This window comes from Streptomyces sp. SCA2-17 (genome assembly GCF_044336695.1).
The window spans coordinates 5578986-5601266 of record NZ_CP117521.1 but is presented as its reverse complement, the minus strand read 5'-3'; the positions used below and the strand labels follow the sequence as shown (position 1 = coordinate 5601266).

14 protein-coding genes are annotated in these 22281 nt (G+C 74.6%); 8 read left to right on the top strand and 6 right to left on the bottom strand.

Annotated elements, in window-relative coordinates; all coding sequences use genetic code 11:
* Positions 1 to 112 precede the first annotated feature (112 nt).
* From PS271_RS25195 to PS271_RS25185, 3 genes are read left to right on the top strand one after another with little or no spacing between them, the layout of a single operon-like run.
* Complete coding sequence (locus tag PS271_RS25195) at positions 113 to 2959, top strand: beta-ketoacyl [acyl carrier protein] synthase domain-containing protein (protein WP_398384859.1); 2847 nt, start codon at positions 113 to 115, stop codon at positions 2957 to 2959.
* Entirely contained in the window at positions 2956 to 4125 is a 1170-nt protein-coding gene (gene redW, locus PS271_RS25190; protein WP_398384858.1) for an L-prolyl-[peptidyl-carrier protein] dehydrogenase, read from the top strand. The genes PS271_RS25195 and redW overlap by 4 nt, the downstream gene beginning before the upstream one ends.
* A 34-nt stretch (positions 4126 to 4159) precedes the next feature.
* Positions 4160 to 4483 (top strand): RedY/HapK family protein, encoded by a 324-nt coding sequence (locus PS271_RS25185; RefSeq protein ID WP_398384856.1) that lies wholly within the window; start codon positions 4160 to 4162, stop codon positions 4481 to 4483.
* Positions 4484 to 4511: 28 nt separating this feature from the next.
* Here PS271_RS25185 and PS271_RS25180 read toward each other — a convergent pair whose 3' ends face one another.
* The 6 genes from PS271_RS25180 to PS271_RS25155 form a co-directional block, all read right to left on the bottom strand.
* A complete protein-coding gene (locus PS271_RS25180) occupies positions 4512 to 5174 on the bottom strand; it encodes a LuxR C-terminal-related transcriptional regulator (RefSeq protein WP_398384854.1) in 663 nt (220 codons plus the stop codon).
* A gap of 330 nt (positions 5175 to 5504) precedes the next feature.
* Positions 5505 to 6683, bottom strand: a complete 1179-nt coding sequence (locus PS271_RS25175; protein ID WP_398384853.1) for a nitroreductase family protein — start codon at positions 6681 to 6683, stop codon at positions 5505 to 5507.
* Positions 6683 to 7492, bottom strand: a complete 810-nt coding sequence (locus PS271_RS25170) for a 4'-phosphopantetheinyl transferase family protein (RefSeq protein WP_398384852.1) — start codon at positions 7490 to 7492, stop codon at positions 6683 to 6685. The genes PS271_RS25175 and PS271_RS25170 overlap by 1 nt, the downstream gene beginning before the upstream one ends.
* Positions 7479 to 8369 carry a DUF6206 family protein gene (locus tag PS271_RS25165; protein ID WP_398384851.1) on the bottom strand — a complete coding sequence of 297 codons (891 nt, stop codon included), beginning with the start codon at positions 8367 to 8369 and terminating at the stop codon, positions 7479 to 7481. Before PS271_RS25165 ends, PS271_RS25170 begins: the two co-directional genes overlap by 14 nt.
* Before the next feature lie 636 nt (positions 8370 to 9005).
* Complete coding sequence (locus tag PS271_RS25160; protein WP_398387050.1) at positions 9006 to 10223, bottom strand: beta-ketoacyl-[acyl-carrier-protein] synthase family protein; 1218 nt, start codon at positions 10221 to 10223, stop codon at positions 9006 to 9008.
* Positions 10224 to 10273: 50 nt separating this feature from the next.
* Positions 10274 to 10519, bottom strand: coding sequence for an acyl carrier protein (locus PS271_RS25155; RefSeq protein ID WP_398384850.1), 246 nt, complete (start codon positions 10517 to 10519; stop codon positions 10274 to 10276).
* 269 nt (positions 10520 to 10788) lie between these two features.
* Here PS271_RS25155 and PS271_RS25150 point away from each other — a divergent pair, with 269 nt between their 5' ends.
* The 5 genes from PS271_RS25150 to PS271_RS25130 are packed head-to-tail and all read left to right on the top strand — an operon-like array spanning position 10789 to position 22280.
* Positions 10789 to 11784, top strand: coding sequence for a beta-ketoacyl-ACP synthase III (locus PS271_RS25150; RefSeq protein WP_398384849.1), 996 nt, complete (start codon positions 10789 to 10791; stop codon positions 11782 to 11784).
* Positions 11785 to 11798: 14 nt separating this feature from the next.
* Positions 11799 to 12062, top strand: a complete 264-nt coding sequence (locus PS271_RS25145; protein ID WP_398384848.1) for an acyl carrier protein — start codon at positions 11799 to 11801, stop codon at positions 12060 to 12062.
* Positions 12059 to 13915, top strand: coding sequence for an aminotransferase class I/II-fold pyridoxal phosphate-dependent enzyme (locus PS271_RS25140; RefSeq protein WP_398384847.1), 1857 nt, complete (start codon positions 12059 to 12061; stop codon positions 13913 to 13915). Before PS271_RS25145 ends, PS271_RS25140 begins: the two co-directional genes overlap by 4 nt.
* Before the next feature lie 20 nt (positions 13916 to 13935).
* The gene (locus tag PS271_RS25135) at positions 13936 to 15579 is read left to right on the top strand and encodes a D-alanine--poly(phosphoribitol) ligase (protein WP_398384845.1); all 1644 of its coding nucleotides are present in this window, start codon (positions 13936 to 13938) and stop codon (positions 15577 to 15579) included.
* An 11-nt stretch (positions 15580 to 15590) separates the two neighbouring features.
* Positions 15591 to 22280, top strand: coding sequence for an aminotransferase class I/II-fold pyridoxal phosphate-dependent enzyme (locus PS271_RS25130; protein ID WP_398384843.1), 6690 nt, complete (start codon positions 15591 to 15593; stop codon positions 22278 to 22280).
* Position 22281: the final 1 nt, after the last annotated feature.

Sequence of the window (22281 nt, the reverse complement as noted above, 5' to 3'; positions counted from 1 at the left end):
GTCACCGCAACGGCGGGAACCACCACGGCGCAGCCCGGCCGGCGCCGCACCACTTCCTTCGCCCGTCCGTCGCTTCGCGGGCCGGGCCGAGAACACCTGGAGCCGTTCCGACATGCACTCCGAGCTCGGCGCGCGCGGCGCCCCCGGTGCCGCGCGCGCATCGCAGGACCGGACCGCACCCGAACCCGAACCCGTAGCGATCGTCGGCATCGCGGCGCTCTACCCGGGCGTTCGGGGAGCCGGCGCCTTCTGGAGGTCCCTGACCGAACCACCGCCGCCGCCCGGGACGGGGGTCCCGTCGCTCGCGGACATCGAGGTCGACGTCGCGCAGTTCGGCATTCCGCCCGCCCAGGCCGGCGCGCTGACGCGGATGCAGCTGCTGATGCTGGAGGCGGCCCGGGAGTGCCTGGAGGACGCCAAGGCCGGCGACCGGTCGCTGCAAGCCGAGCGGACGGACGTGGTGGCGGGGGTGTGCGCGGGCCTCGACCGGCAGTACGCCAACGCCCTGCGCGTCGAGGGCAGCCGGTACGCCCGCGAGCTGGAACGGGCCATGACCGCGCCCGAGTTCGGCGGGTCGGCCCGTACGGCCGCGCAGGCCGCCGACGAGCTGCGCACCGCCCTGGTACGGCGCCTGGGGGCGTCGCCGCACGACCGGGTCGGGGAGATGGCCAGCACCATCCCGGCCCGGATCGCGGGCGCCTTCAAGCTGCGGGGCCGCACGCTGGCCCTGGAGTCGGCCGACGCGACGTCGTTCCTCGCGCTCGCCCACGCCCTGGACAGCCTGCGCGGCGGCCTGTCGGAGGCGGTGCTGGTGGTCACGGGTCAGCGCGAGGAGGGCCCGTTCCTGCGGGCGGCGCTCGCGGCGAAGGGCCTCATCGCCGCGGAGACACGGCCGTTCGCCGCGGACGGCGGCGGCTTCGCGCTCGGCGAGGGCGTCGGCGCGCTGCTGCTCAAGCGGCTGTCGTCCGCCGTCCGCGACGGGGACCGCGTCTACGCGACCGTGCGCGGCTGCGCGGTGCGCCACGAGGGGCGCCCGGGCGTGTTCCGTTACTCCACGTCCGTGGAGCGGCGCGCCGGGGCGGCTCGCGACGCGCTGGACTCCTGCGGCGCGTCGCCGGAATCCGTCGGCTACGTGGAGTGCGGCGGCTACGGCGTGGCGCACGAGACGCGCGCCGAACTCGGCGCGCTGGCGGCGGTGTACGCGGGGGCCGGCCCCGTGGTCGTGGGCAGCGTGCGCGACCGGCTCGGGCACACCTTCGCCAACGCGGGCCTGGCGAGCGTCACCAAGGCGGCGCTGGCCCTGTACCACCGGCGCCTGCCGGCCCAGTTCCCGCCGCAGCCCGGGCCGGGCTCCCCGTTCCGTACGCTGCCGGAGCCGCGGAAGTGGCTCCGGGAGGCGGGCGCCGGGCCGCGCCGGGCCGCGGTCAGCGGCGCGTCACTGACCGGCACGCTCTGCCACCTGATCCTGGAGGAGCACGACCCGGACGCCGACCCGCCGGCTGCGGAGCGTCCGCGTACCGCTCGTGCCTCCGCCGCGTTCTCCGGCGCGCGCTCCGCCGCGCCGGAGCCCGTCGCGATCGTGGGCTACGGAGGCCGCTTCGGGGACGCGCCCGACGCCGGCGCCTTCTGGGCCGCCATGCTCACCGGCGAGGACCGCATCGGGCCGCTGCCGGAGTCCCTCCTCGACCGCGAGCTCTACTACGAGCCCGGCAAGCTGAGCCTCACCCGCAGCTACACCGACCAGGGCTCGCCCCTGGAGGTGCCGGCGCAGCCCCCGGAAGGGCTGCGGATCCCGCCGCGCCGCTGGGCGGTCATGGACGCCGCGCAGCGCGTGGCCCTGTCCGTGGCCGGCGAGCTCCTGGCGCGGCGCGGCCCGGCGGCCGCCGCGCTGCGCGGGCCGGGCCTGGTCGCGACGGGCACCAACCTGAGCCTGGCCCGGGAGCGGCGCGCGGCCGCGGCCCTGGCCCTGGGCGAGGTCGAGTCGGCCGTCGGCGGGCTCGCCGCGCTGGGCCGGCTGGATCCGACCGAGACGGCGACCCTGCTCGACCTCGTCCGCGAGCGGTACGCGGCGGAGCCGGGCCCGCGCGGGCCGGAGGACCTCGACGGCGCCCTGGCCGGCGGCGTCGCGGCCGTGATCGCGGGCGAGTACGGCCTGGACGCCGTGCCGCTGGGGATCGAGGCGGCGTGCGCGTCGTCGCTCGCCGCGCTGGACGTGGCGGTGGGCCGGCTGCGCTCCGGCAGCGTGGACTACGCGCTGGCGGGCGGCGTCGAACTGCCCTGCAACGCCCGCGACATGGTGCTGTGCTCGGCGCTGGGGCTGCTCTCGCACGGGCGGATCACGCCCTTCGACGCCGCGGCGGACGGCTTCACGCCGGGCGACGGCTGCGCCCTGTTCCTCCTCAAGCGCTACGCGGACGCCCGGCGCGACGGGGACACGATCCACGGCCTGCTGTGCGGGATCGGCGCCTCGAACGACGCGAAGTCCCTGATCGCCCCGGACGCGGACGGCCAGGTGCGGGCGATGCGCCAGGCGTTCGGGCAGGCGGGCTTCGACCCGGCCGACGTGGGCTACCTGGAGGCGCACGGCACGGGCACCCGCGTGGGCGACCGCGTCGAGATCGCCGCGGTCGCGCGGGTGTACGCGAGCCCGCACCGGCGGCGGCCGCTGGAGATCGGCTCCGCCAAGTCGCACTTCGGCCACACCTTCGCGGCGGCGGGCGCCGCCGGGCTGCTGCGCGCGCTGCACGCCCTGCGGACCGGGGTGCTGCCGGCCAACGCGGGCCTCACCACCGTCAATCCGGAGCTGGAGCTGGACCGCGTGCCCGCGCGCGTCTCCACGGCCTCGCGGCCGTGGGCGTCCGCGCCCGGGCGGCCGCGGCGCGCGGGCGTCAGCTCCTTCGGCACCGGCGGCATCAACTATCACGTGCTGATCGAGGAACACCTGGACGGGCGGCGATGAACTTCGACTTCGACACCGAGACCGCGGAGATGCGCGACATGGTCGTGCGCTTCGCCCGGCGCGACCTCGGCGGCGGCACGGCGGCGCACGATCCGGAGGGCTTCCGGCGCCGCTGGCAGCTCGCGGGCAAACAGGGCCTCACCGGCGCGAGCGTGCCCGCCGCGTACGGCGGCAGCGGGCTCGGCGCCGTCACGACCGCGGCGCTGATGGAGGCCCTCGGCTACGGGTGCGCCGACCAGGGCTTCGCGTTCTCCGTCGCCGCGCACCTGTTCGCGGCCGTCATGCCGATCACCGAGTTCGGCACCGAGGAGCAGAAGCAGCGCTGGCTGCCGCCCCTCGCCTCGGGCGAGGCGATCGCCGCGCACGCCATCACCGAGCCCGCCGCCGGCTCCGACGCCCTGAACCTGCGCACGCGGGCCGTGCGCGAGGGCGACGCGTACGTGCTGAACGGCAGCAAGTGCTTCACCACCAACTCCCCCGTGGCCGACGTGTTCGTGCTCCAGGCGGCGACGTCGCCCGGGGGCGGCTTCTTCGGCCTGACGACCTTCGTCCTGGAAGCGGGCACACCCGGCCTGACGGTGGGCCCGCGCTACGACAAGACGGGCCTGCAAGGCTCGCCGATGGCCGACGTCTACCTCACGGACTGCGTGGTGCCGGCCGCGGACGTCCTCGGCGAGGAGGGCTCCGGCGCGGGCATCTTCTCCTCGTCGATGAAGTGGGAGCGCACGTGCCTGTTCGCCACCTACCTCGGGGCGATGCAGCGCGTGCTGGAGTCGACGATGGAACACGCCCGGGAGCGTGAGCAGTTCGGGCGAGCCATCGGAGAATTCCAGGCCGTCAGCCACCGCATCGTCGACATGACGGTGCGGCTGGAGTCGGCCAGGCTGATGCTCTACAAGGCCGCGAGCGGGCTGGACGCCGGCAGCGACGACGAGATCGCGCCCGCGCTGGCGAAGCTCGCGGTGAGCGAGGCGGCCGTGCGGCTCGGGCTGGACGCCGTGCAGCTGCGCGGCGCGCTCGGGATCCTCGGCGGCGAGGCCGAGACGTTCCTGCGGGACGCCCTGCCTTCCCGCATCTTCTCCGGCACCAACGAGATCCAGAAGAACAATGCCGCCCGCGCACTGGGCCTGGGCGGCCGGCGCTCCCGAAAGCACCGGCAACGGTGAACCACACGGGAATACAGAAGGGACTTCCGGCATCGTGGACCTGATTGTGCACCGAATTCGGCTCCGCCCCGGCATCGCACCCGGCCGTTTCGAAACGTGGGTACGGGAGACCGACTACGCGACCTGTCCGGAACTCCCGAGCGTGCTGTCATTTAGCGTGCAACGGGTTTCCGGCGACCCGTCCGCACCCGTTCACTTCTTCGAAGTCATCAAAGTGCGCAGCCGGGCCGAGTTCGAGCGGGACACCACGAGTGACGCCTTCGCCCGGCTGGTCGCGGATTTCGAGGAAATGGCCGAGGTGGTGGACGAACTCTCCGGGGTGCGCGTGGAGCCCGGATACCGTGCCGGCGTGGGCTGACGGGCTCCGCGCGGCGGCGCCCGCGGCGTCAGGGGCTGCGCTCCGCCTGCCGCTCCATGACGTCGATCAGACCCGTCTCGTAGGCGATGGCGACCGCCCGGGCGCGGGTCCCGGCGTCCAGCTTCCGCAGGACGTGGTGGACGTGGGAGCGGACCGTCGCGTTGGAGATGGAGAGCTTCTCGGCGATCTCCGCGTTGGACCGGCCCTGCGCGAGCAGCAGCATCACCTCGGCCTCACGCGGGGTCAGCGTGCCGGCCGGCGGTGGGGCGGGGGCGGGCGGCTGCTCGGTGCGGAGCTGGTCGAGCGCCTTGCGGGCGGTCAGCGGCGCGACGATGGCGTCGACCTCGATGACCGTCTTGATCATGCGGATGAGCTCCTCCGGCGGGTCCTCCAGGGAGAGCACGGCGCGGACGCCGATGCGCAGCGCCTCGAAGGCCCTGGGCGTCGTGTCGGGCCGGGCGAGCAGGATGACCTTGGCCATCCGCGAGAGTTCGGCGAGTTCGTGGGTGTCGTCGATGCTGAGCGCCGGGGCCACGATGACAATGGCGTCGGGCGCCATCTCCTTGGCGGCCGCCACCGTGCTGCGCACGGATGTTTTCGTCTGTGCATCCAGGCCGTGCTGGCCCAGCAGTGCCTGCATACCTGCGCCCAGGATGAGCTTGTCGCAGCACAGCAGTATGCGCATACTCATCGAGCCTGCTTCCATTAAACGGAACGGTTCCGAACGGAGTCGCTTCGGGGAGCAGGCGCTATTGTGGCCGACGGGGTAGAGGGGGTGAAGAGCACCCGAGTCCCCCCGACGGCGGTGCGATGGCTGATTGACGTCATCTCCGTGGCCCACGGCTTCCCCCTGAACGTCTCACCCGACTGTACGCCAGCGGCAACTGACGACCGGGCGTCCCGCCAGGTTTTGGCGGGAATCTGTCACGGTAAAGACGGCGGCAAGGGAGCAGTATCCCCGGCCCCGCGGCGTACGCGATCCGGGCCTGGCCGGAATGCTCCGATGCTTTCCGCCCCCGGTTCAGACCGTGCGGTGCTCCGCGGCGCCGGGACACCGGGGCGCCGGCGGGAAGGCCGTACGGGGCCGGCCCACGCGGCTGACGAAGAAGAGCCTGCCGGAAAGGCCCAGCCGGCCTTGGAGTGCCGTGCGCAGGGAGTCGTGCTGCATGACGACGCTCATCGGGTGGAGGGCGAGACCGGCGGCTGCCGCGTGCAGCCAGTAGTCGGCGATGCGGGCGCCGCCCCGGAAGGCGTCGGCGACCCCCGGGGACTCGTCCGCGAAGTGCATCAGGACGACGGCGGGGGTGCGCCGGACCTCGGCGGCCAGGCCCCCGGCGAGCGAGCGGTCGTAACCGAACCGGCACAGCAATTTCATCACCGGCGGAGCCAGCGCGATCCGCTTGGCAAGCCGCTGCCGGGCCGACATCGGTCCGAAAAGCTGCGTCGCGGGGAAGCCGTCGCCGTGCGCGCGCACCGCCGCCGGGCTCCACCGGATGTAGGAGTGGGTTTCACGCCAGGCGGCCGGGTGGCTGAAATCAATACCTCCGTGGCGGGCCAGGAACTCGGCGAATATGCCGCATTCATGAGGTCCCGTCAGGTGCCGGACGGCGATTGGGCGGCCGCCCGCGGGCGGGTGGCGCGCGAGGTCGCGGAGCAGTCCCGGGGCGAGCGGCTCGTCGTCGTACGGGCCGCGGTTGGTGTGCCGGGCGCGGGCCGCGGCGTCCAGGGCGGCGAGGCTCTCGGCCGCCTCGCCGGTGCGGCGCAGCGCGGCCGTCCACAGCAGCGACCAGTCGCGGGGCCACGGGCCGCCGGGCAGGCGCGAGTCCGCGGCTCCCCCGGCTTCGTGGGCCCGCTCCCGGACGAGCGTCCAGCCCTGCGCGGCCAGGGCCCGGCAGAGCATGCGCCAGTACGCGGCGCAGCTCAGCCGCATCTCCAGGGTGTGGGCGGGCAGGGCGGTGAGGCTGCGCCGGCGGTCGACGGCGAGCGCGAGGTAGACGGCGGAGCCGTCGTCGGGGCAGCCGAGCAGGTCGGCGGCGGCGCGGCGGGCCGGCCGGCTCTCCAGGCGGGCGAGCGCCCACGGCTGGCAGTTGTGCGAGGAGGGGCTGAGGGCGGCGATCCCGGTGGCGCGGCGCAGCGCTTCGGGGAAGGACTCGCCGAGGCCGGGGGTCCGGGGGGCGGTGGGTGTCGTGGATTCGCTCATCACGTCCATACCAGGGCGAGGAAGTATCCGTCGATGCACCGGGCCCAGCCGTGCAGCGGGCCGTCGCCCGCCGGGGGCGCGTGGTGCAGGAGTCCGGGGCCGGGCCGCCACGTGAAGCCGTGGTCGGGGCGCCAGGTGTGCAGGGCGACTTCGCGGGGGTCGACGCGCAGGCCGAATCCGTAGTGCTTGAGCACGGCCTCCTTGCAGGCCCAGCGCAGCGGCAGGGGCATGGTGGCGAGGCGGCGCCGGTCGGGGTCGGCGTGGGCGGCGGCGCGGTGGTCGTCGGCGGTCAGCAGTTCGGTGAGCATCGGCGGCATGCTGCGCCGGCGCTCCAGGTCGACGCCCACGGGGCGCGGGCCGCACACGGCGACGGCGAAGTCCCCGGAGTGCGAGAGGCCCACGTCGACGGGGGCGTTGACGACGGGCCGGCCGGCGCGCGGTCCGTGCGCGACGGCGCCGACGCGGACGTCGCGGGTGCGGCCGGCCCGGCGCCCGTGCCGCCGGGCGTGGGCGAGGACGCCGTGCTTGAGGGCGAGGCGGCCGGCGAGCCACTCGCAGCGCCGCTCGGGCAGGCGCAGGCCCGCGGCGTGCGCGGCCTCGTCGCCGGTCAGGTGCCGGGCTTCGAGCGCGGCGCGGACGGCGTCGCCCCGGGCGCGCAGCCAGGCGATGGAGACGACGGCCGCGGTGAGCCCGCCGTCGAGGGGCGCGAGGTGCAGCGGGCGGGCGGGGTCGAGGGTCAGGGTCGCGCCGGCGAGCCGGCCGGCGCGGGGGCGCGGCGGGGCCGGGGCGAGGGCGTCAGCGGTCGACATCGGGCGGCAGGAGGAAGGGGTACGGGCGGCGGCGGATCGTGAGGTGCCAGGCGCGGTCCGCCTTGCGCAGCCGCTGGATGAGCTCCCACATCGCGGCGTCGCCCTTGTAGTACGTGGCGACTTCCCCGGCGGTGAGGGCGGGCGTGATGCGGGCGTTGGCCTGTTCGAGGAAGCCGGGGATGAGGGCGGCCAGCTTCTCCTTGTGGAGGTTGCCGAGGAAGTCGAGGACGACGCCGCGGGGCGTGTAGAACTTGTCGAAGATGGACTTGGCCATGGCGATACGGACGGCGTCGCGCAGGATCCAGGGCAGTGAGGTGAAGAAGAGCCGGACGTCGAGGAGTTCGCGGCCGCGGGCGTCGCGCATGAGGGGCGAGGTGACGTCGAGGTAGACGAGGTCCCCGTCGAGGTCGATCCAGTTGGAGGCCTGGGCGTCCAGGCCCAGGGCCGGTGAGACGGCGCCGTGCACGGTGCCGAGGAAGCGGGCGAAGAACTCCTCGGCCCAGTCGCGGCCCTCGGTGTGCAGGAGGTGGGAGACGAGCCGTTTGACGGGCAGGGTCTCCTGGACGCAGTAGCCGACGGTCTTCCCGGAGGGCAGCGCGGTGTCCCACAGGCGGGTCTCGGCGACGTGGACGCCTGCGGCGGCGAGGCGGGTCGTGTACTGGCCGAGGGTGCGCCCGTAGGCCTCGTAGCGCTTGCGGCTGTCGAAGAGGGGGAGCCGCTTGCAGGCGAACGCGCCGCGTTCGGTCTCCAGGGCGAGGACGAGGGTGACTTCGCCGTATCCGAGGACGGTCAGTCCGCGGGGGTCGCCTGCGGCGAGCGCGGCCTGGACCTGCTGTTCGAGCGCCCGGAGGTCGTCCTCCGGGACGGTGAGCGTCATGGTGCGTGCCTTTCGTGTCGGTAGCGGTGGTCACTTATGCCGCCGGACCCTCGCCGCGGGGGTTTCCCGCCGTGGCGGCGGGTTCTTTTCGGCCGGAGCGGACGAATCCTGCTCCCGCAGCGGTGGCTTGCCGCGGCGGCGGCCGCGGGCGTTCCCGCCGTTGCGGCGGCCGCTTCTTCTTCTGCCGGAGCCGGGACACCTCCTCCCCGCTGCGGCGCTTCCCGCTGTAACGGCGGCGGCTTCCCCCCCTGCCGGAGACGGCGAACTCTCCTCCCGCCGCAGCGGCGAAGCGCCACAGCGGCGAGAGTCCGGCGGCATACGTGACCGACGGCACCGCCGGGACGGTACGTCATGGCCGATCGCCGTTGCGGCGGAGGGAAATCACCCGCTGCGGCAGCAGCAGTGCTCTCCCGCCGCCACGCCGAGCCACCACCGCGGCGAGGGTCCGGCGGCATACATGGCCGGCAGCACCGCCGGGCCGGCACGTCATGGCCGATCGCCGTTGCGGCGGAGGGAAATCACCCGCTGCGGCAGCAGCAGTACTCTCCCGCCGCCACGGCGGGAAACCACCGCGGCGAGGGTCCGGCGGCATACGCGACCACCGGAGCGCCGAGTTCGTCATCCGCCGGTAAGGCACTACGCCGCGCGGAACACCAGTGCCGCGTTCTGGCCGCCGAAGCCGAAGGACGTGCTCAGGGCCGCCTCGATGGGCGCCTTGCGGGGTTCGCCCGCTACGACGTCCAGTTCCACGGCCGGGTCGAGTTGTTCGAGGTTCGCCGTGGGCGGGATGAGGGAGCGTTCGAGGGCCAGGACGGTCAGCGCGGCCTCGATCGCGCCCGCCGCGCCGAGCGTGTGCCCGAGGACGCCCTTGGTGGAGGTGACCGCCGCGCCGTCGCCGAGCGCCCGCCGCAGCGTCGCGGCCTCGACCGCGTCGTTGAGGCGCGTCGACGTGCCGTGGGCGTTGACGTGCCCGATGTCGCCGGGCGCCGCGCCCGCCTGGCCGAGCGCGGTGCGGACGGCGGCGAGGACGGCCCTGCCCTCGGGTTCGGGCGCGGTGAGGTGGTGGGCGTCGGCGGAGGCCCCGTAGCCCGCGAGGAGCGAGCGCACCCGGACCCCGCGGGCGCGGGCGTCGGCCTCCCGCTCCAGGACGAGGATGCCGCTGCCCTCGCCGATGACGAAGCCGTCGCGTCCGGCGTCGAAGGGCCGGGACGCGGCGGCGGGCTCGTCGAGCCTGCGGGACAGCGCGCCCATCTGCGCGAAGCCGGTGACCATGAGCGGGCTGACGCCCGCTTCCGCACCGCCGGCGACGACGATGTCGCAGGCGTCCTCGCGGAGCAGCTGCGCCGCGGTGCCGATGGCGGTGGCGCCGGAGGAACAGGCCGTGGCGGTGACGAAGTTGGGGCCGCTCGCACCGAGGTCGATGGCGAGGTTGCCCGCGGCCATGTTGGGCACGAGCATCGGGACGAGGAGCGCGGAGACCTTGCCGGGCCCGTGCTCCAGCATCCGGCGGTGCTGTTCCTCCCAGGTGCTCACGCCGCCGAGGCCGCAGCCCACGACGACGCCGACGCGCGCGCCGTCCCAGCGCCGCGGGTCGAGCCCGGCGTCGGCGACGGCCTCGCGGGCGGCGACGATGGCGAGCTGGGTGAAGCGGTCGTGCATCAGGACGCTGCGGCGGCCGACGTGCCGGGCGGGGTCCAGGCCGGGGACGGTGCAGGAGATGTCGACCGGGAGCCCGTCCAGGGCGGGGTTGCGGGCGGCCGCGGAGACGCCCGCGCACACCCCGTCCCAGGTCGCCTCGGTGCCGATGCCGGCCGCGGTGGCCAGGCCGAGGCCGGTGACGGCGACGGGGGCCACGGGCCGCGCGGCCGCCCCGGCTGTCGCGGCCGCCCCGGCTGTCGCGGCGCTCACGGCGCCGTGGCCGCGATCTGATCCGTGATCACCTTCACCACGGTCGCGATGGTGTCCGTCGGCGCGGCGGCGTCCTCGCCGATCTTCACCTGGAACTCGGACTCGATGACGAGGAGGAGCTCCACGAGGAACAGCGAGTCCATCTCCAGTTCCTCGAAGGTCACGTCCGGGCCGATCGTGCCGCGGTCCACCGCGAAGCGGTCGACCAGCAGGTCCACCAGCTTGTCGTAGACAGGGCTCATGGTGCGTCCGCCTTTCGTGTGCGTGCACGCCGTCAGGCGCGGTGTGCCGGTCAGTCTGGACGGCCGCGCTGACGGGGGGCTGACGGATGCCTGACCCCGCCGCGGGTCAGTCATCCGTCAGCGTCCGGTCAGCCCGGGTGAGCAGACTCGGCACGCCGGAGCCGTTCCGGCTGTCCTCATCGGAGGAGCGCTCGCGTGGTTTGCTTCCGTCCCAGCCCCACATCTCCCGGGAACGCCCAGCACGGGCACCGGCACCGCGGCGGTGCCCGGTGACGCCGGCGGCCGTCGTGGCCGGCGTGGGCAGCGCGCTGCCGCCGGTGCCCGTGACCAACGCGGAGCTGGTGGCCGCGCTGGACACGTCCGACGGATGGATCCGGTCCCGTACGGGCATCAGGCAGCGCTACTTCGCCCCGGACTCCATGGCCACCTCCGACCTCGCGGCGGGGGCCGGCGCGAAGGCGCTGAAGTCTGCGGGCGGCCTGCCTGTCGACACGGTGGTCGTGGCCACCACCACGCCCGACCGGACGTGCCCGGCGACCGCCCCCACCGTGGCGGCCAAGCTGGGCCTCGGCCACGTCGCCGCGTACGACGTCGCCGCGGTGTGCTCCGGCTTCGTCTACGCCCTGGCGACCGCGGCGGGCCTCATCGCGTGCGGCGCCTCCGAAGGGGCCCTGGTCATCGGCGCGGAGACGTTCTCCCGGATCCTCGACCCGGCCGACCGCTCCACCGCGGTGATCTTCGGGGACGGGGCCGGGGCGCTGGTCCTGCGGCCCGGCACGGAGGGCGAGCCCGGCGCGGTCGGCCCGTTCGACCTGGGCAGCGACGGCGAGGGCCTGGAGCTGATCACGGTGCCGGCCGGCGGCTCCGAGCGGCGCCCGCACGCCCCGAGCGCGGCGGACCACTACTTCCGGATGCAGGGCAAGCAGGTCTTCCGGCTCGCCGTGCAGCGCATGAGCGGCTCGGCGCGCACTGTGCTCGCCCGCGCCGGCTGGCGCGTCGCGGACGTCGACCGCCTCGTCAGCCACCAGGCCAACCACAGAATCACCGCCCGCCTGGCCGACGAGCTGGGCGTTCCGCGGGAGCGCTGCGCCGGCAACATCGCCGAGGTCGGCAACACGGCCGCGGCCTCCATTCCCCTGGCCCTCGACCACGACCACGCCGACGGGACGCTGCGGCCCGGGGCCCGGCTGCTGCTGACCGCCTTCGGCGGCGGCCTCACCTGGGGGGCGACGGCGCTCACCTGGCCCGCCCTCGACCGCGACTGACGGCAAGGAAAGCGATGACCCCTCAGAAACTGATCACCGACTACATCGTCGAGGTCTGGATGGACGGCGACGCCGACGGGCTGGAGCCGGACACCCCCATCGACGAGCTGAACATCATCGACTCGGCGGGCGTCTTCGACCTGGTCCACTACTTGCAGCAGGAGTTCCGGATCACCGTCCCGCTGCGGCAGATCTCCCTGGCGAACTTCCGTTCCGTCAACGCGATCTCGGACCTGGTCGGCCGGCTGCAGACAGGCGAAGGGACGGCCTCCGCATGACGCACCTCATGGACGGCCCGCAGGACACCGTGCGCATCCACCGCAAGGTCGTGGAAATCGTCGCGGAGCGGACCCTGTACGACGAGGCCCAGCTGCTGCCCGACAGCCACTTCGAGGGCGACCTCGGCATCGACTCGGTGATCCTGGAGTCGGTCCTGGTGTCGGTCGGCGAGCAGTTCGGCCTCGCGGAGCGGCTGCCCGGCGACGTGACCACGATCCGCGAGCTCGTCGCCCGCGTGGAGGCGGCGCTGGGCCTGCCCTCCGCGACGGCGGAGCAGACGGCCCCGGCCGGGCCGGAGGGCGCGGACGACGTCCTGGAAGCGGTGATCGCCGGAGCCGTGCGGCAGACGCAGTACCAGCGCGGTCAGCTGGCCCTCGACGCCGACTTCGAGAGCGAGCTCGGCATCGACTCCGTCATCCTCACCTCGCTGGTCGCCGAGGCCGCGCAGGAGCTGGGCCTGCCGGAGACCGTGGTGGGCACCGTCACCGCGAAGACCCTGCGCGGCCTGGCCGCCGAGCTGGCCGCCCTGCGGACCCCGGCGGAGGGGCCGCCCGCGGCACCCGGCAACGGCGCCCGGGACAGCGCCTGGGACGGCCGCTCGATGAAGGACTTCACCGAGCAGCGCGACCCCGACCTGTTCGCCAAGGCCCGCAGCTTCGGGGCGTACCGGCGCAGGCGCGAGGAGGAGCGGCTGTACTGGTACGGCATGCCGCTGGTCTCCCGCTGCGAGAACCGGGCCGTGATCTACGACGAACTGGCGGGTCGCGAGCGTGAGTTCCTCATGTTCGCCTCGAACAACTACCTGGGCCTCGCCAACCACCCGCGCGTGGTCGACGCCGTGTGCGACGCGACCCGCACCTACGGCGCCACGCACACCGGCTCCCGCTTCATCGGCGGCACCAACATGCTGCACAAGGAGCTGGAGCGGCGCCTGGCCGCCTTCAAGCAGCGCCCGGCCGCGATCGTCTACCCCGGCGGCTACGCGGCCAACGTCGGCGCGATCTCGGGCCTGGTCAAGAGCTACGACACGCTCGTCGTCGACAAGCTCAACCACATGAGCATCGTCGACGGCAGCCGGCTGTCGGGCGGCATCCGCCGGATCTACCGGCACAACGACATGGAGGACCTGGAGCAGGTGCTGCGCCGCGGCGCGGAGCAGGGCACGGGCGGCGGCACGCTGATCGTCGCCGACGGGGTGTTCAGCATGCACGGCGACATCTGCGACCTGCCGGAGATCGTGCGGCTGGCCAAGACGTACGGCGCCCGCGTGATGATCGACGACGCGCACGCGACCGGCGTCCTCGGCGCGCGCGGCTCCGGCACGGCCGAGCACTTCGGGCTCAAGGGCGAGGTCGACCTCGAACTCGGCACGATGAGCAAGTCCCTCGCCGGCATGGGCGGCTTCGTCGTCGGCGAGGAGGAGGTCGTCGAGTACCTGCGCTACTACTCGAACTCGTACGTCTTCGCCGCCAACATCCCCGCCGGGGTCGCGGCCGGGCTGATCGCCTCGCTGGACGTCATCGAGTCCGAGCCCGAGCGCCTCAAGCGGCTGTGGGCCAACATCACCACGCTCCGGGACGGGCTCCGCAAGGCGGGCTTCGACCTGGAGCGCACCGAGAGCGCCATCCTCCCCATCGTCATCGGGGACGAGCGCAAGGCCATGGAGATGGGCCGCGCCGTGCGGGCGCGCGGCCTGTTCTGCCAGACCGTGGTCTACCCGGGCGTGCCGCTCGGCGACGCCCGCCTGCGGGTCAGCGTCACCTGCGAGCACACGCCGCAGGACCTGGAGCTCGCGACCGGGATCTTCATCGAGTCAGCGACGGAGACCGGCGTCCTGCCGCGATCCGAGTGAGCGAGGAAGTGCACACCACCATGCACACCACCATGGGCGCCCTGGGCGCCGGAGTGATCCAGCTGCGGCGGGACTTCCCCGCCGGGCAGGCCGCACGGCCCGCCTTCACCGGCGAACACCCCCTCACCTACGGCGAGTTCACCGCCGCCGTCGACGCACTCACCTGCCGCCTCCTCGACCTCGGGGTCCGGGCCGGCGACCGGATCGCCATCTGGACGGACAAGCAGCCGCGCTACGCCGAGGCGATCGTGGCCGCGGTGCAGGCGGGCTGCGCGTACGTGCCCCTGGACGGCGGGCAGCCGGCGGGCCGGGTGGAGACGATCCTCCAGGACGCGGAGCCGGTCGTGCTGTTCACCGACCGGCGGCGGCTGGAGCAGCTCGCGGGACGTACGCCGCCGGCCTCCTTGGAGGCCATCGTGACGACAGGCGAGGCACCGGAAGTGTCTGAGGAGCCGGTGGGGGACGTCTGCGGCGTGCCGGTCCACTCCTGGGAGGACTTCGGGCGGGTCCGGGCCGGCCGGGTGACGATCCTGCCCGCGCTCCAGCCCTCCGACCTGGCGGCGATCCTCTACACCTCGGGGTCGACCGGCGTGCCCAAGGGCGTCCGCATCTCCCACCGGAACCTGGCCAACTTCGTCGGCTGGGCCCGCAACGAGCTCGACGTGGGACCCGGCGACGTCTTCGCCAACCACGCGTCGTTCAACTTCGACCTCAGCACCTTCGACCTGTTCGTCGCGCTGTCCGTCGGCGCCGCGGTGTGGATCGTGCCGGACGCCGCCGCCCGCGACGTCACCGCACTGGCCGCGGGCCTGCACGAGCACGGGGTCACCGTCTGGTACTCGGTGCCCTCCGTCCTGCACCTCCTCACCGCGTCCGGCCTGCTCACACCGGCCGTCACCCGGAGCCTGCGCTACGTCCTCTTCGCCGGCGAGGTCTTCCCGATCCCGCAGCTGCGCGCCCTCGCGGACCGGCTGCCCGCCGGCACCGCCCTGTACAACCTGTACGGGCCGACCGAGACCAACGTCTGCACCTATCACCGGGTGCGCCCCGAGGACCTCCTGCGCGACACCCCGGTGCCGATCGGGGCGCCGATCACGGGCGCCCGCGTCAGCGTCGTCGTGGACGGCCGGGCCGTCCGCATCCCCGGCGCGATCGGCGAACTCGTCGTCGAGGGCGACTGCGTGACCCCGGGCTACTGGCGGCGCCCCGACGAGCCCGCAGCCGCCTTCCACTGCCAGGGCCGCCACCCCACCGGCGACCTCGTCAGCTACGAGGACGGGCAGCTCGTCTACCGCGGCCGCAAGGACCGCATGGTCAAGCTCAGCGGCTACCGCGTCGAACTCGGCGAGATCGAGGCCGCGGTGCTCACCCACCCCGCCGTCGCCGAGGCCGCGGTCGTGGTGAAGGCGGACCCGCAGGAGGGCGCCTCCGGCTCCTCCGGCCGTATCTCCCTCTACTACACGCTGCGCCCCGGCGCCGCCCGGCCCGGCCTGGTGCGGCTCAAGCAGCACTGCGCCCGCCTCCTGCCCCGCTACATGCTGCCGCACACGGCGACCTGCCTGGACCGGCTCCCGCACAACGCCAACGGCAAGACCGACTACCGGCGCCTTGACCACGAGGCGGCGCAGCCCACCGCAGAGCCCGCCGGCACTGCCAGCACATGACGGAGACCATCTTGAGTCGAGGACCGATCGGGAAGCTCCGGCCGGGCGGCGAACCGGAGACCGTGGCCGCGCTGCTCCGGAGCCGCGCCGCCCGCACGCCGGACGCGCTCGCCTACCGCTTTCTCCCCGGTACCGACGACGCGAGCGAGTCGTGGAGCTACGGGGAACTGGACCTGCGCGCCCGCACCGTCGCGGGGCGGCTGCTGCGCGAGGACCTGCACGGGCGGCCCGTGCTGCTGCTCCACCCCCCGGGGCTGGACTACATCGCCGCCTTCTTCGGCTGCCTGTACGCCGGCGCGATCGCCGTGCCCGCCTACCCGCCGGACAGCGCGCGCTTCGGCCAGACCATGCCGCGGCTCGCGGCCATCGCGCGGGACTCCGGGGCCACGCACGCCTACACCACCGCCGACGTCCGCGACGCGGCCCGCGCCGAGCCCGCCGGCATCGAGGCGCTCGGCCTGACCGGGCTGACGTGGCTGACCGCGGACGACCTCGCGCCCGGGGACGCCGGCGCCTGGCAGGACCCCGGCACGGACGGCGACGCGCTCGCCTTCCTCCAGTACACCTCCGGGTCGACCGCCGACCCCAAGGGCGTCATGGTCAGCAACACCAACCTCGTCCGCAACCTGCGCTCGATCCACCTGCGCCTGGAGCACGACGAGGACTCCGGGATGGTCTCCTGGCTGCCGCCGTACCACGACATGGGGCTCATCGGCGGCATCCTCACCCCGCTCTACGGCGGCTTCCCCGCCCACCTGATGGCGCCCGCGACGTTCGTCCGGCGCCCGCTGCTGTGGCTCGACACGCTGTCGCGGACCCGGGCGTCGACCAGCGTCGCGCCCAACTTCGGCTTCGAGCAGTGCCTGCGCCGCATCACCGACGAGCAGCGCGACGCGCTCGACCTGCGGCACTGGCGGCTCGCCCTCAACGGCGCCGAGCCCGTGCGGGCGGAGACCCTGGAGCGCTTCGCCGACCGCTTCGCCCCCTGCGGCTTCGACCGGCGGGCGCTGCTGCCCTGCTACGGCCTGGCCGAGGGCACCCTGATGGTCACCGGCATCGGCGCCGGGGAACCGCCCGTCCTCGGCTCCTTCGACGCCGCGGCCCTCGCGGACGGCGAGGCACGGCCCGCCGGGGACGGCACGGAGCGGGTGGCCCGGGTCGTGGGCTGCGGCGCGCCCGTGCCGGACGTCGAGGTCGCCGTGGTCGACGCCGGGAGCCGCCGCCGGGCGGAGGACGGCCGCGTGGGCGAAATCTGGGTGGCCGGGCCGAACGTGGCCGGCGGCTACTGGGACCGGCCGGCGGCCACGGACGAGTCGTTCCGCGCGCGCATCGCCGACGACGGGCCCACGCCGTACCTCCGCACCGGTGACCTGGGTTTCCTGCGGGACGGCCAGCTGTACGTGGTGGGCCGCACCAAGGACGTCGTCATCGTGCAGGGCCGCAACCACTACCCGCACGACATCGAACTGACCGCCGAGAAGGCGACGGACGCCGTCCGCGCGGGCTGCGGCGCCGCGTTCGGCATCGCCACGGAGCAGGGCGAACAGCTCGCGCTGGCGTACGAGTTCGGCAGCGGCGACCCGGCGGCGGCGCTGGCCGCGCTGCGGACGGCGATCGCCGAGGAGCACCAGGTCGCGCCGCACACCGTCGTCCTCCTCAAGCGGTCGACGGTGCCCAAGACCACCAGCGGCAAGATCCAGCGCCAGGCGTGCCGGGCGGCCCTCACGAGCTTCGGGCTGACGGTGGTGGCGGCGAGCGTGGTCCGCGACGACGCGGGCCCCGCGCCGAAGGCCCGCCCGGGCCGTGAGCAGGTGGTGGAGGCGGTCGCGCGCGTGCTGGGCACGGACGAGGTCGCGGACCGCGGCTTCGCGGAACTGGGCCTGGACTATGCGGGCCTCCTGGACGCGGTGGCCGCTCTGGAACGGGAGTTCGGCGTACGGGTCCCGGTGGGCGATCTGCTGGTGCGCCCGCGGGCGGAGACGCTGGTCGAGCTGCTGGCCGGGGAGGGCTCGGGCGAGCGGGAAGCCGCGGGCTCAGAAGACGAGAGCACGATCGCGGACAGTGCCGGCGAGAGCACGCCCGTAGACCGGGCTGACCCGGGCACACCCGCGGACCCGCCCGGCGAGGGTACGCCCGCGGCCCGGGCTGGCCGAAGTGCGCTCGCCGGCCTCCCCGCCGACGGCGCTCCCGCGGACGCGTCGCCCGGCGAGGACGCCCCGCTCCGCGCCGCCGGCATCGAGGCCTGGCTGGCCGCCCGGATCGCTGAGCGGCTCGGGCTTCAAGCGTCCGCCCTCGACCGGGATCTGCCCTTCACCTCCCTCGGGCTGGACTCCCGGCAGGCCGTGGCCGTCGCCGCCGAGCTCGGCGGCCGGCTGGGCCGCGAACTGCCTACCGGGCTGATCTTCGAGCATCCGTCCATCCGTGCCGTGGCCGCCCGCCTCGGCGCGGAGGAGCGACCGCAGCCCACGGCCTCCCCCGCCGCGCAGGCATACTCCCCCACGGCCGGCGAGCCCATCGCGATCGTCGGCATGGGCTGCCGCTTCCCGGGCGCGCCCGACGTGGACAGCTACTGGCGCCTCCTGCTGGACGGCCGCGACGCCGTCGGCGAGGTGCCGCGCGACCGCTGGGACCCCGAGCTCGTGGAGGCGCCCCGGCACGGCGGCTTCCTGGACGGCGTCGACGCCTTCGACGCCCGGTTCTTCGGGATCTCGGCGCGCGAGGCGGAACGCATGGACCCGCAGCAGCGGCTGCTGCTGGAGGTCGCGTGGCAGACGTTCGAGGACGCCCACGTCACGCCGGCACGCCTCGCCGGCAGCGAGACGGGCGTGTTCGTCGGCATCAGCAGCCACGACTACGCCGACCTCCAGATGCCGCACCTGTCGGCCGTGGACGTCTACTCGGCGACCGGCAACGCCCAGTCCGTGGCGGCGAACCGGCTCTCGTACCACTTCGACCTGGCCGGGCCGAGCCTCGCCGTGGACACGGCGTGCTCGTCGTCGCTCGCCGCCGTGCACATGGCCTGCCAGAGCCTGCGCGCCGGCGAGTGCCGCACCGCTCTGGCCGGCGGGGTGAACCTCCTGATCACGCCCGGCCTGTCGGTGGCGTTCGCGCAGGGCGGCATGCTGTCGGCGGACGGGCGCTGCCGGACGTTCGACGACGCGGCCGACGGCTACGTGCGCGGCGAGGGCGCCGGGCTGGTGTACCTCAAGCCGCTGTCGGCGGCGCTGGCCGACGGCGACCGCGTCCACGCGGTGATCCGCGGCTCGGCCGTGGGCCACGGCGGGCGCAGCAACGGCCTGACGGCGCCGAAGGGCTCGGCCCAGCGGACGGTGATGGCGCGGGCCCTGGAGCGGTCGGGGCTCACGGCCTCCGCGGTGGGCTACGTCGAGGCGCACGGCACGGGCACGGCGCTCGGCGACCCGATCGAGTGGGAGGCGCTGGCGGCGGTCTACGGGCGGGGCCGGCCGGCGGAGGAGCCGTGCGTGGTCGGCTCGGTGAAGACGAACATCGGCCACTTGGAGGCGGCCGCGGGGATCGCCGGGCTCATCAAGGCGGCGCTGGTCGCCAAGCACCGTCAGGTGCCGCCGTCGCTGCACCTGACGACGCCGAACCGGGGCCTGGCCCGGGAGGGCGCGGGGCTGGAGGTGGCCACGGACCGCCGTCCGCTGCCCGTAGCGGACGTGGCGCGGGCGGGGGTGAGCTCGTTCGGGTTCGGCGGCGCCAACGCGCACGTCGTCCTGGAGGCGGCGCCGGACCTGCCGCCCGCCCCGGCGAGCACGGTCCGCCGACCGCGGCACGCGCTGTGCCTGTCGGGGCACACGCCCACCGCGCTGACCGCGCTCGCCCGCCAGTACCGCACGCACCTCGCGGCCCGCCCGGACGCGGACCTGCGGGAGGTGTGCCACTCGGCGAACACCGGGCGGGCGCACCTCGCCCACCGCGCCGTCGTCACGGGCGCGTCGGCCGCGGACCTGGACGCCGCGCTGGACGACCTGGTCCGGGAGCGGGCGTCGACGGCGGCGGTACGGGGTCACGTGCTGGGCCGGCCCGAGCCGAAGGTGGCGTTCCTCTTCGGTGGGCAGGGCACCCAGTACACGGGCATGGCGCGGGAGCTGTACGGCACGCACGAGGCGTTCACGCGCACCCTCGACCGCGCCGCGGCCGTGCTGGACCCGCTGCTGGGCACCCCGCTGACCCGCCTCCTCTTCGACGAGGAGGGCGCCGCGCAGCTGCGCGACACGCGGTACTGCCAGGCGGCCCTGGTCGCCCTGGAGGCCGCGCTGGCCGAGGTGTGGACGTCGCTGGGCGTGCGCCCGGCGGCCGTGCTGGGGCACAGCGCGGGCGCCCTCGCCGCGGCGGCCGCCGCCGGGGCGCTGTCCCTGGAGGACGCGCTGGTGCTGGCCGCGGAGCGCGGCCGGCTCATGGCCGGGCAGCCGGGCGACGGCGCGATGATCGCGTGCATCGGCGACCCGGGCGCGGTCCGCGAGGTGGCCGGGGGCTTCGCCTCGGTCGCGGTCGCGGCGGTCAACACCAGTGACCACACGGTCCTGTCGGGCGCGGCCGAGGAGATCTCCGCTGCGGGCGAGGCCCTGCGCGGGCGCGGCCTGACCGTACGGCCGCTGGTCGTCTCGCACGCGTTCCACTCGCCGCTGATGGCGGGCGCCGCGGACCCGCTGCGGGAGGCCGCCGGGCGGATCGCGTTCGCGGAGCCGGCCGTGCCCTGGGTCTCCGACGCCACGGGAGAGCTCACCGGCCGCCCGGACGGCGACTACTGGCGTGCTCACCTGCTCGGCACGGTGCGCTTCGCCGACGGCTTCGCCACGCTGCGCCGGCTCGGCTGCGACGCGTTCGTGGAGATCGGCCCGCACCCGACGCTTCTCAACCTGGGCCGCTCCATGACGGCGGCCGAGCCCGGCGCGGCGGACGGCCCGGCGTCGCTGTGGCTGCCGTCGCTGCGGCGCGGCGGCGACGCGTGGGAGTCGCTCCTGCAATCCCTGGGCCGGCTGCACTGTGCGGGCGGCGCCGTGGACTGGGGGGCGCTCGACGGCGAGGACCGGCCGCGGCGCGTCCCGGTGCCGCACGCGGTCTTCGAGCGGGAGTCGTACTGGTTCACGGCGCCGCGGCACGAAGAGGCCGGGCGTACGGCAGTGACGGGCCCCGCCCTGCCGGTTCCCGCCTCACAGGAGCCGTACGCCTCCGCGGCCCCCGCCGGTCCGGGCGTCGAGGGCAGCGTCCTCGGCCACATCGCGCGGATCTGCGGCTTCCCGGCCGAGCAGATCCCGCCGTACGCCCGCCTCGGCGTGGACCTGGGCTTCGACTCGCTGATGCGGACCGATCTGCAGCGCAGCATCGCCGCTCAATTCCCCGATCGGATGGACGCATTGCAACATGACCTTCCCGAGGACCCGACGGTACGGGACCTGGTGGACCGGCTGGCCGACGGCGGCGGACCCGTACCGCAATCGCTTGCCGCGCCGGCCGTTCCGCCCCAGGTGCCGCAGCCCGCGCGGCCGGCGGTGAAGCAGGAGTACGCGTTCGAGGAGTGGGCCGAGTACGCCGAGCTCCAGGGGCGGCTGCGGCAGGCCCGGTCGGGCGGCTCGAACCCGTACGGCCGCTCCCACGAGGGCTTCAACTCCGCCGAGGCGACGATCGGCGGCCGCAAGGTCGTCAACTTCGCCGCCTTCAACTACCTGGCGCTCTCCGGCCATCCGCAGGTGCGGCAGGCCGCCAAGGAGGCCATCGACCAGTACGGCACGTCGGCGTCGGCGACCCCGCTGCTGTTCGGCGAGACGCCCCTGCACCACGAGCTGGACGCGGAGATCGCCTCGTTCCTCGGCACGGAGGCGGCGATCGTCTTCGCGGGCGGCCACGCCACCAACGTGGCCACGGTGGGGCACCTCTTCGGGCCGGAGGACCTGATCGTCCACGACGAGTGGAGCCACGACTCCACCGTGCGCGGCTGCGTCCTGTCGGGCGCGCGGCGGCGGCCGTTCCCGCACAACGACTGGCAGGCCCTGGACCGGATCCTCACCGCGCTGCGCGGCCGGCACCGGCGGGCGCTGGTGGTGATCGAGGGCGCGTACAGCCAGGACGGCGACATCCCCGACCTGCCGCGGTTCATCGAGGTCAAACAGCGGCACGGCGCCATGCTGATGATCGACGAGGCGCACTCGGTGGGCGTGCTCGGGGCGACCGGGCGCGGCATCGGCGAGCACTTCCCCGTGGACCGGGCCGACGTGGACCTGTGGATGGGAACGCTCAGCAAGGCGATCGGCAGCCTCGGCGGCTACATCGCGGCCCGCGAGCCCATCGTCGAGTACCTCCGCTTCACCGCTCCCCTGCACATCTTCAGCACCGGCATCTCGCCCGCGAACGCGGCGGCGGCCCTGGAGGCGATCCGGGTCGTGCGCGAGGAGCCGCAGCGCGTGGCCCGGCTGCGCGAGCTGTCGGACTTCTTCCGGGCCGGGGCCCGGGAGCGCGGCCTGGACATCGGGGTGTCCCGGGCGTCCGCCGTGATCCCGGTCATCACCGGCGACTGGGAGAAGACGATGGCGCTGTCGAACTCCCTGCTGGAACAGGGCGTCAACGTCATGCCCATCGGCTATCCGGCGGTCGAGCGCGACAAGTGCCGCCTGCGCTTCTTCATCAATGTCGACCACAGCGAGACCGACCTCGAAACCTCCCTCGACCTTCTGGTGTGAT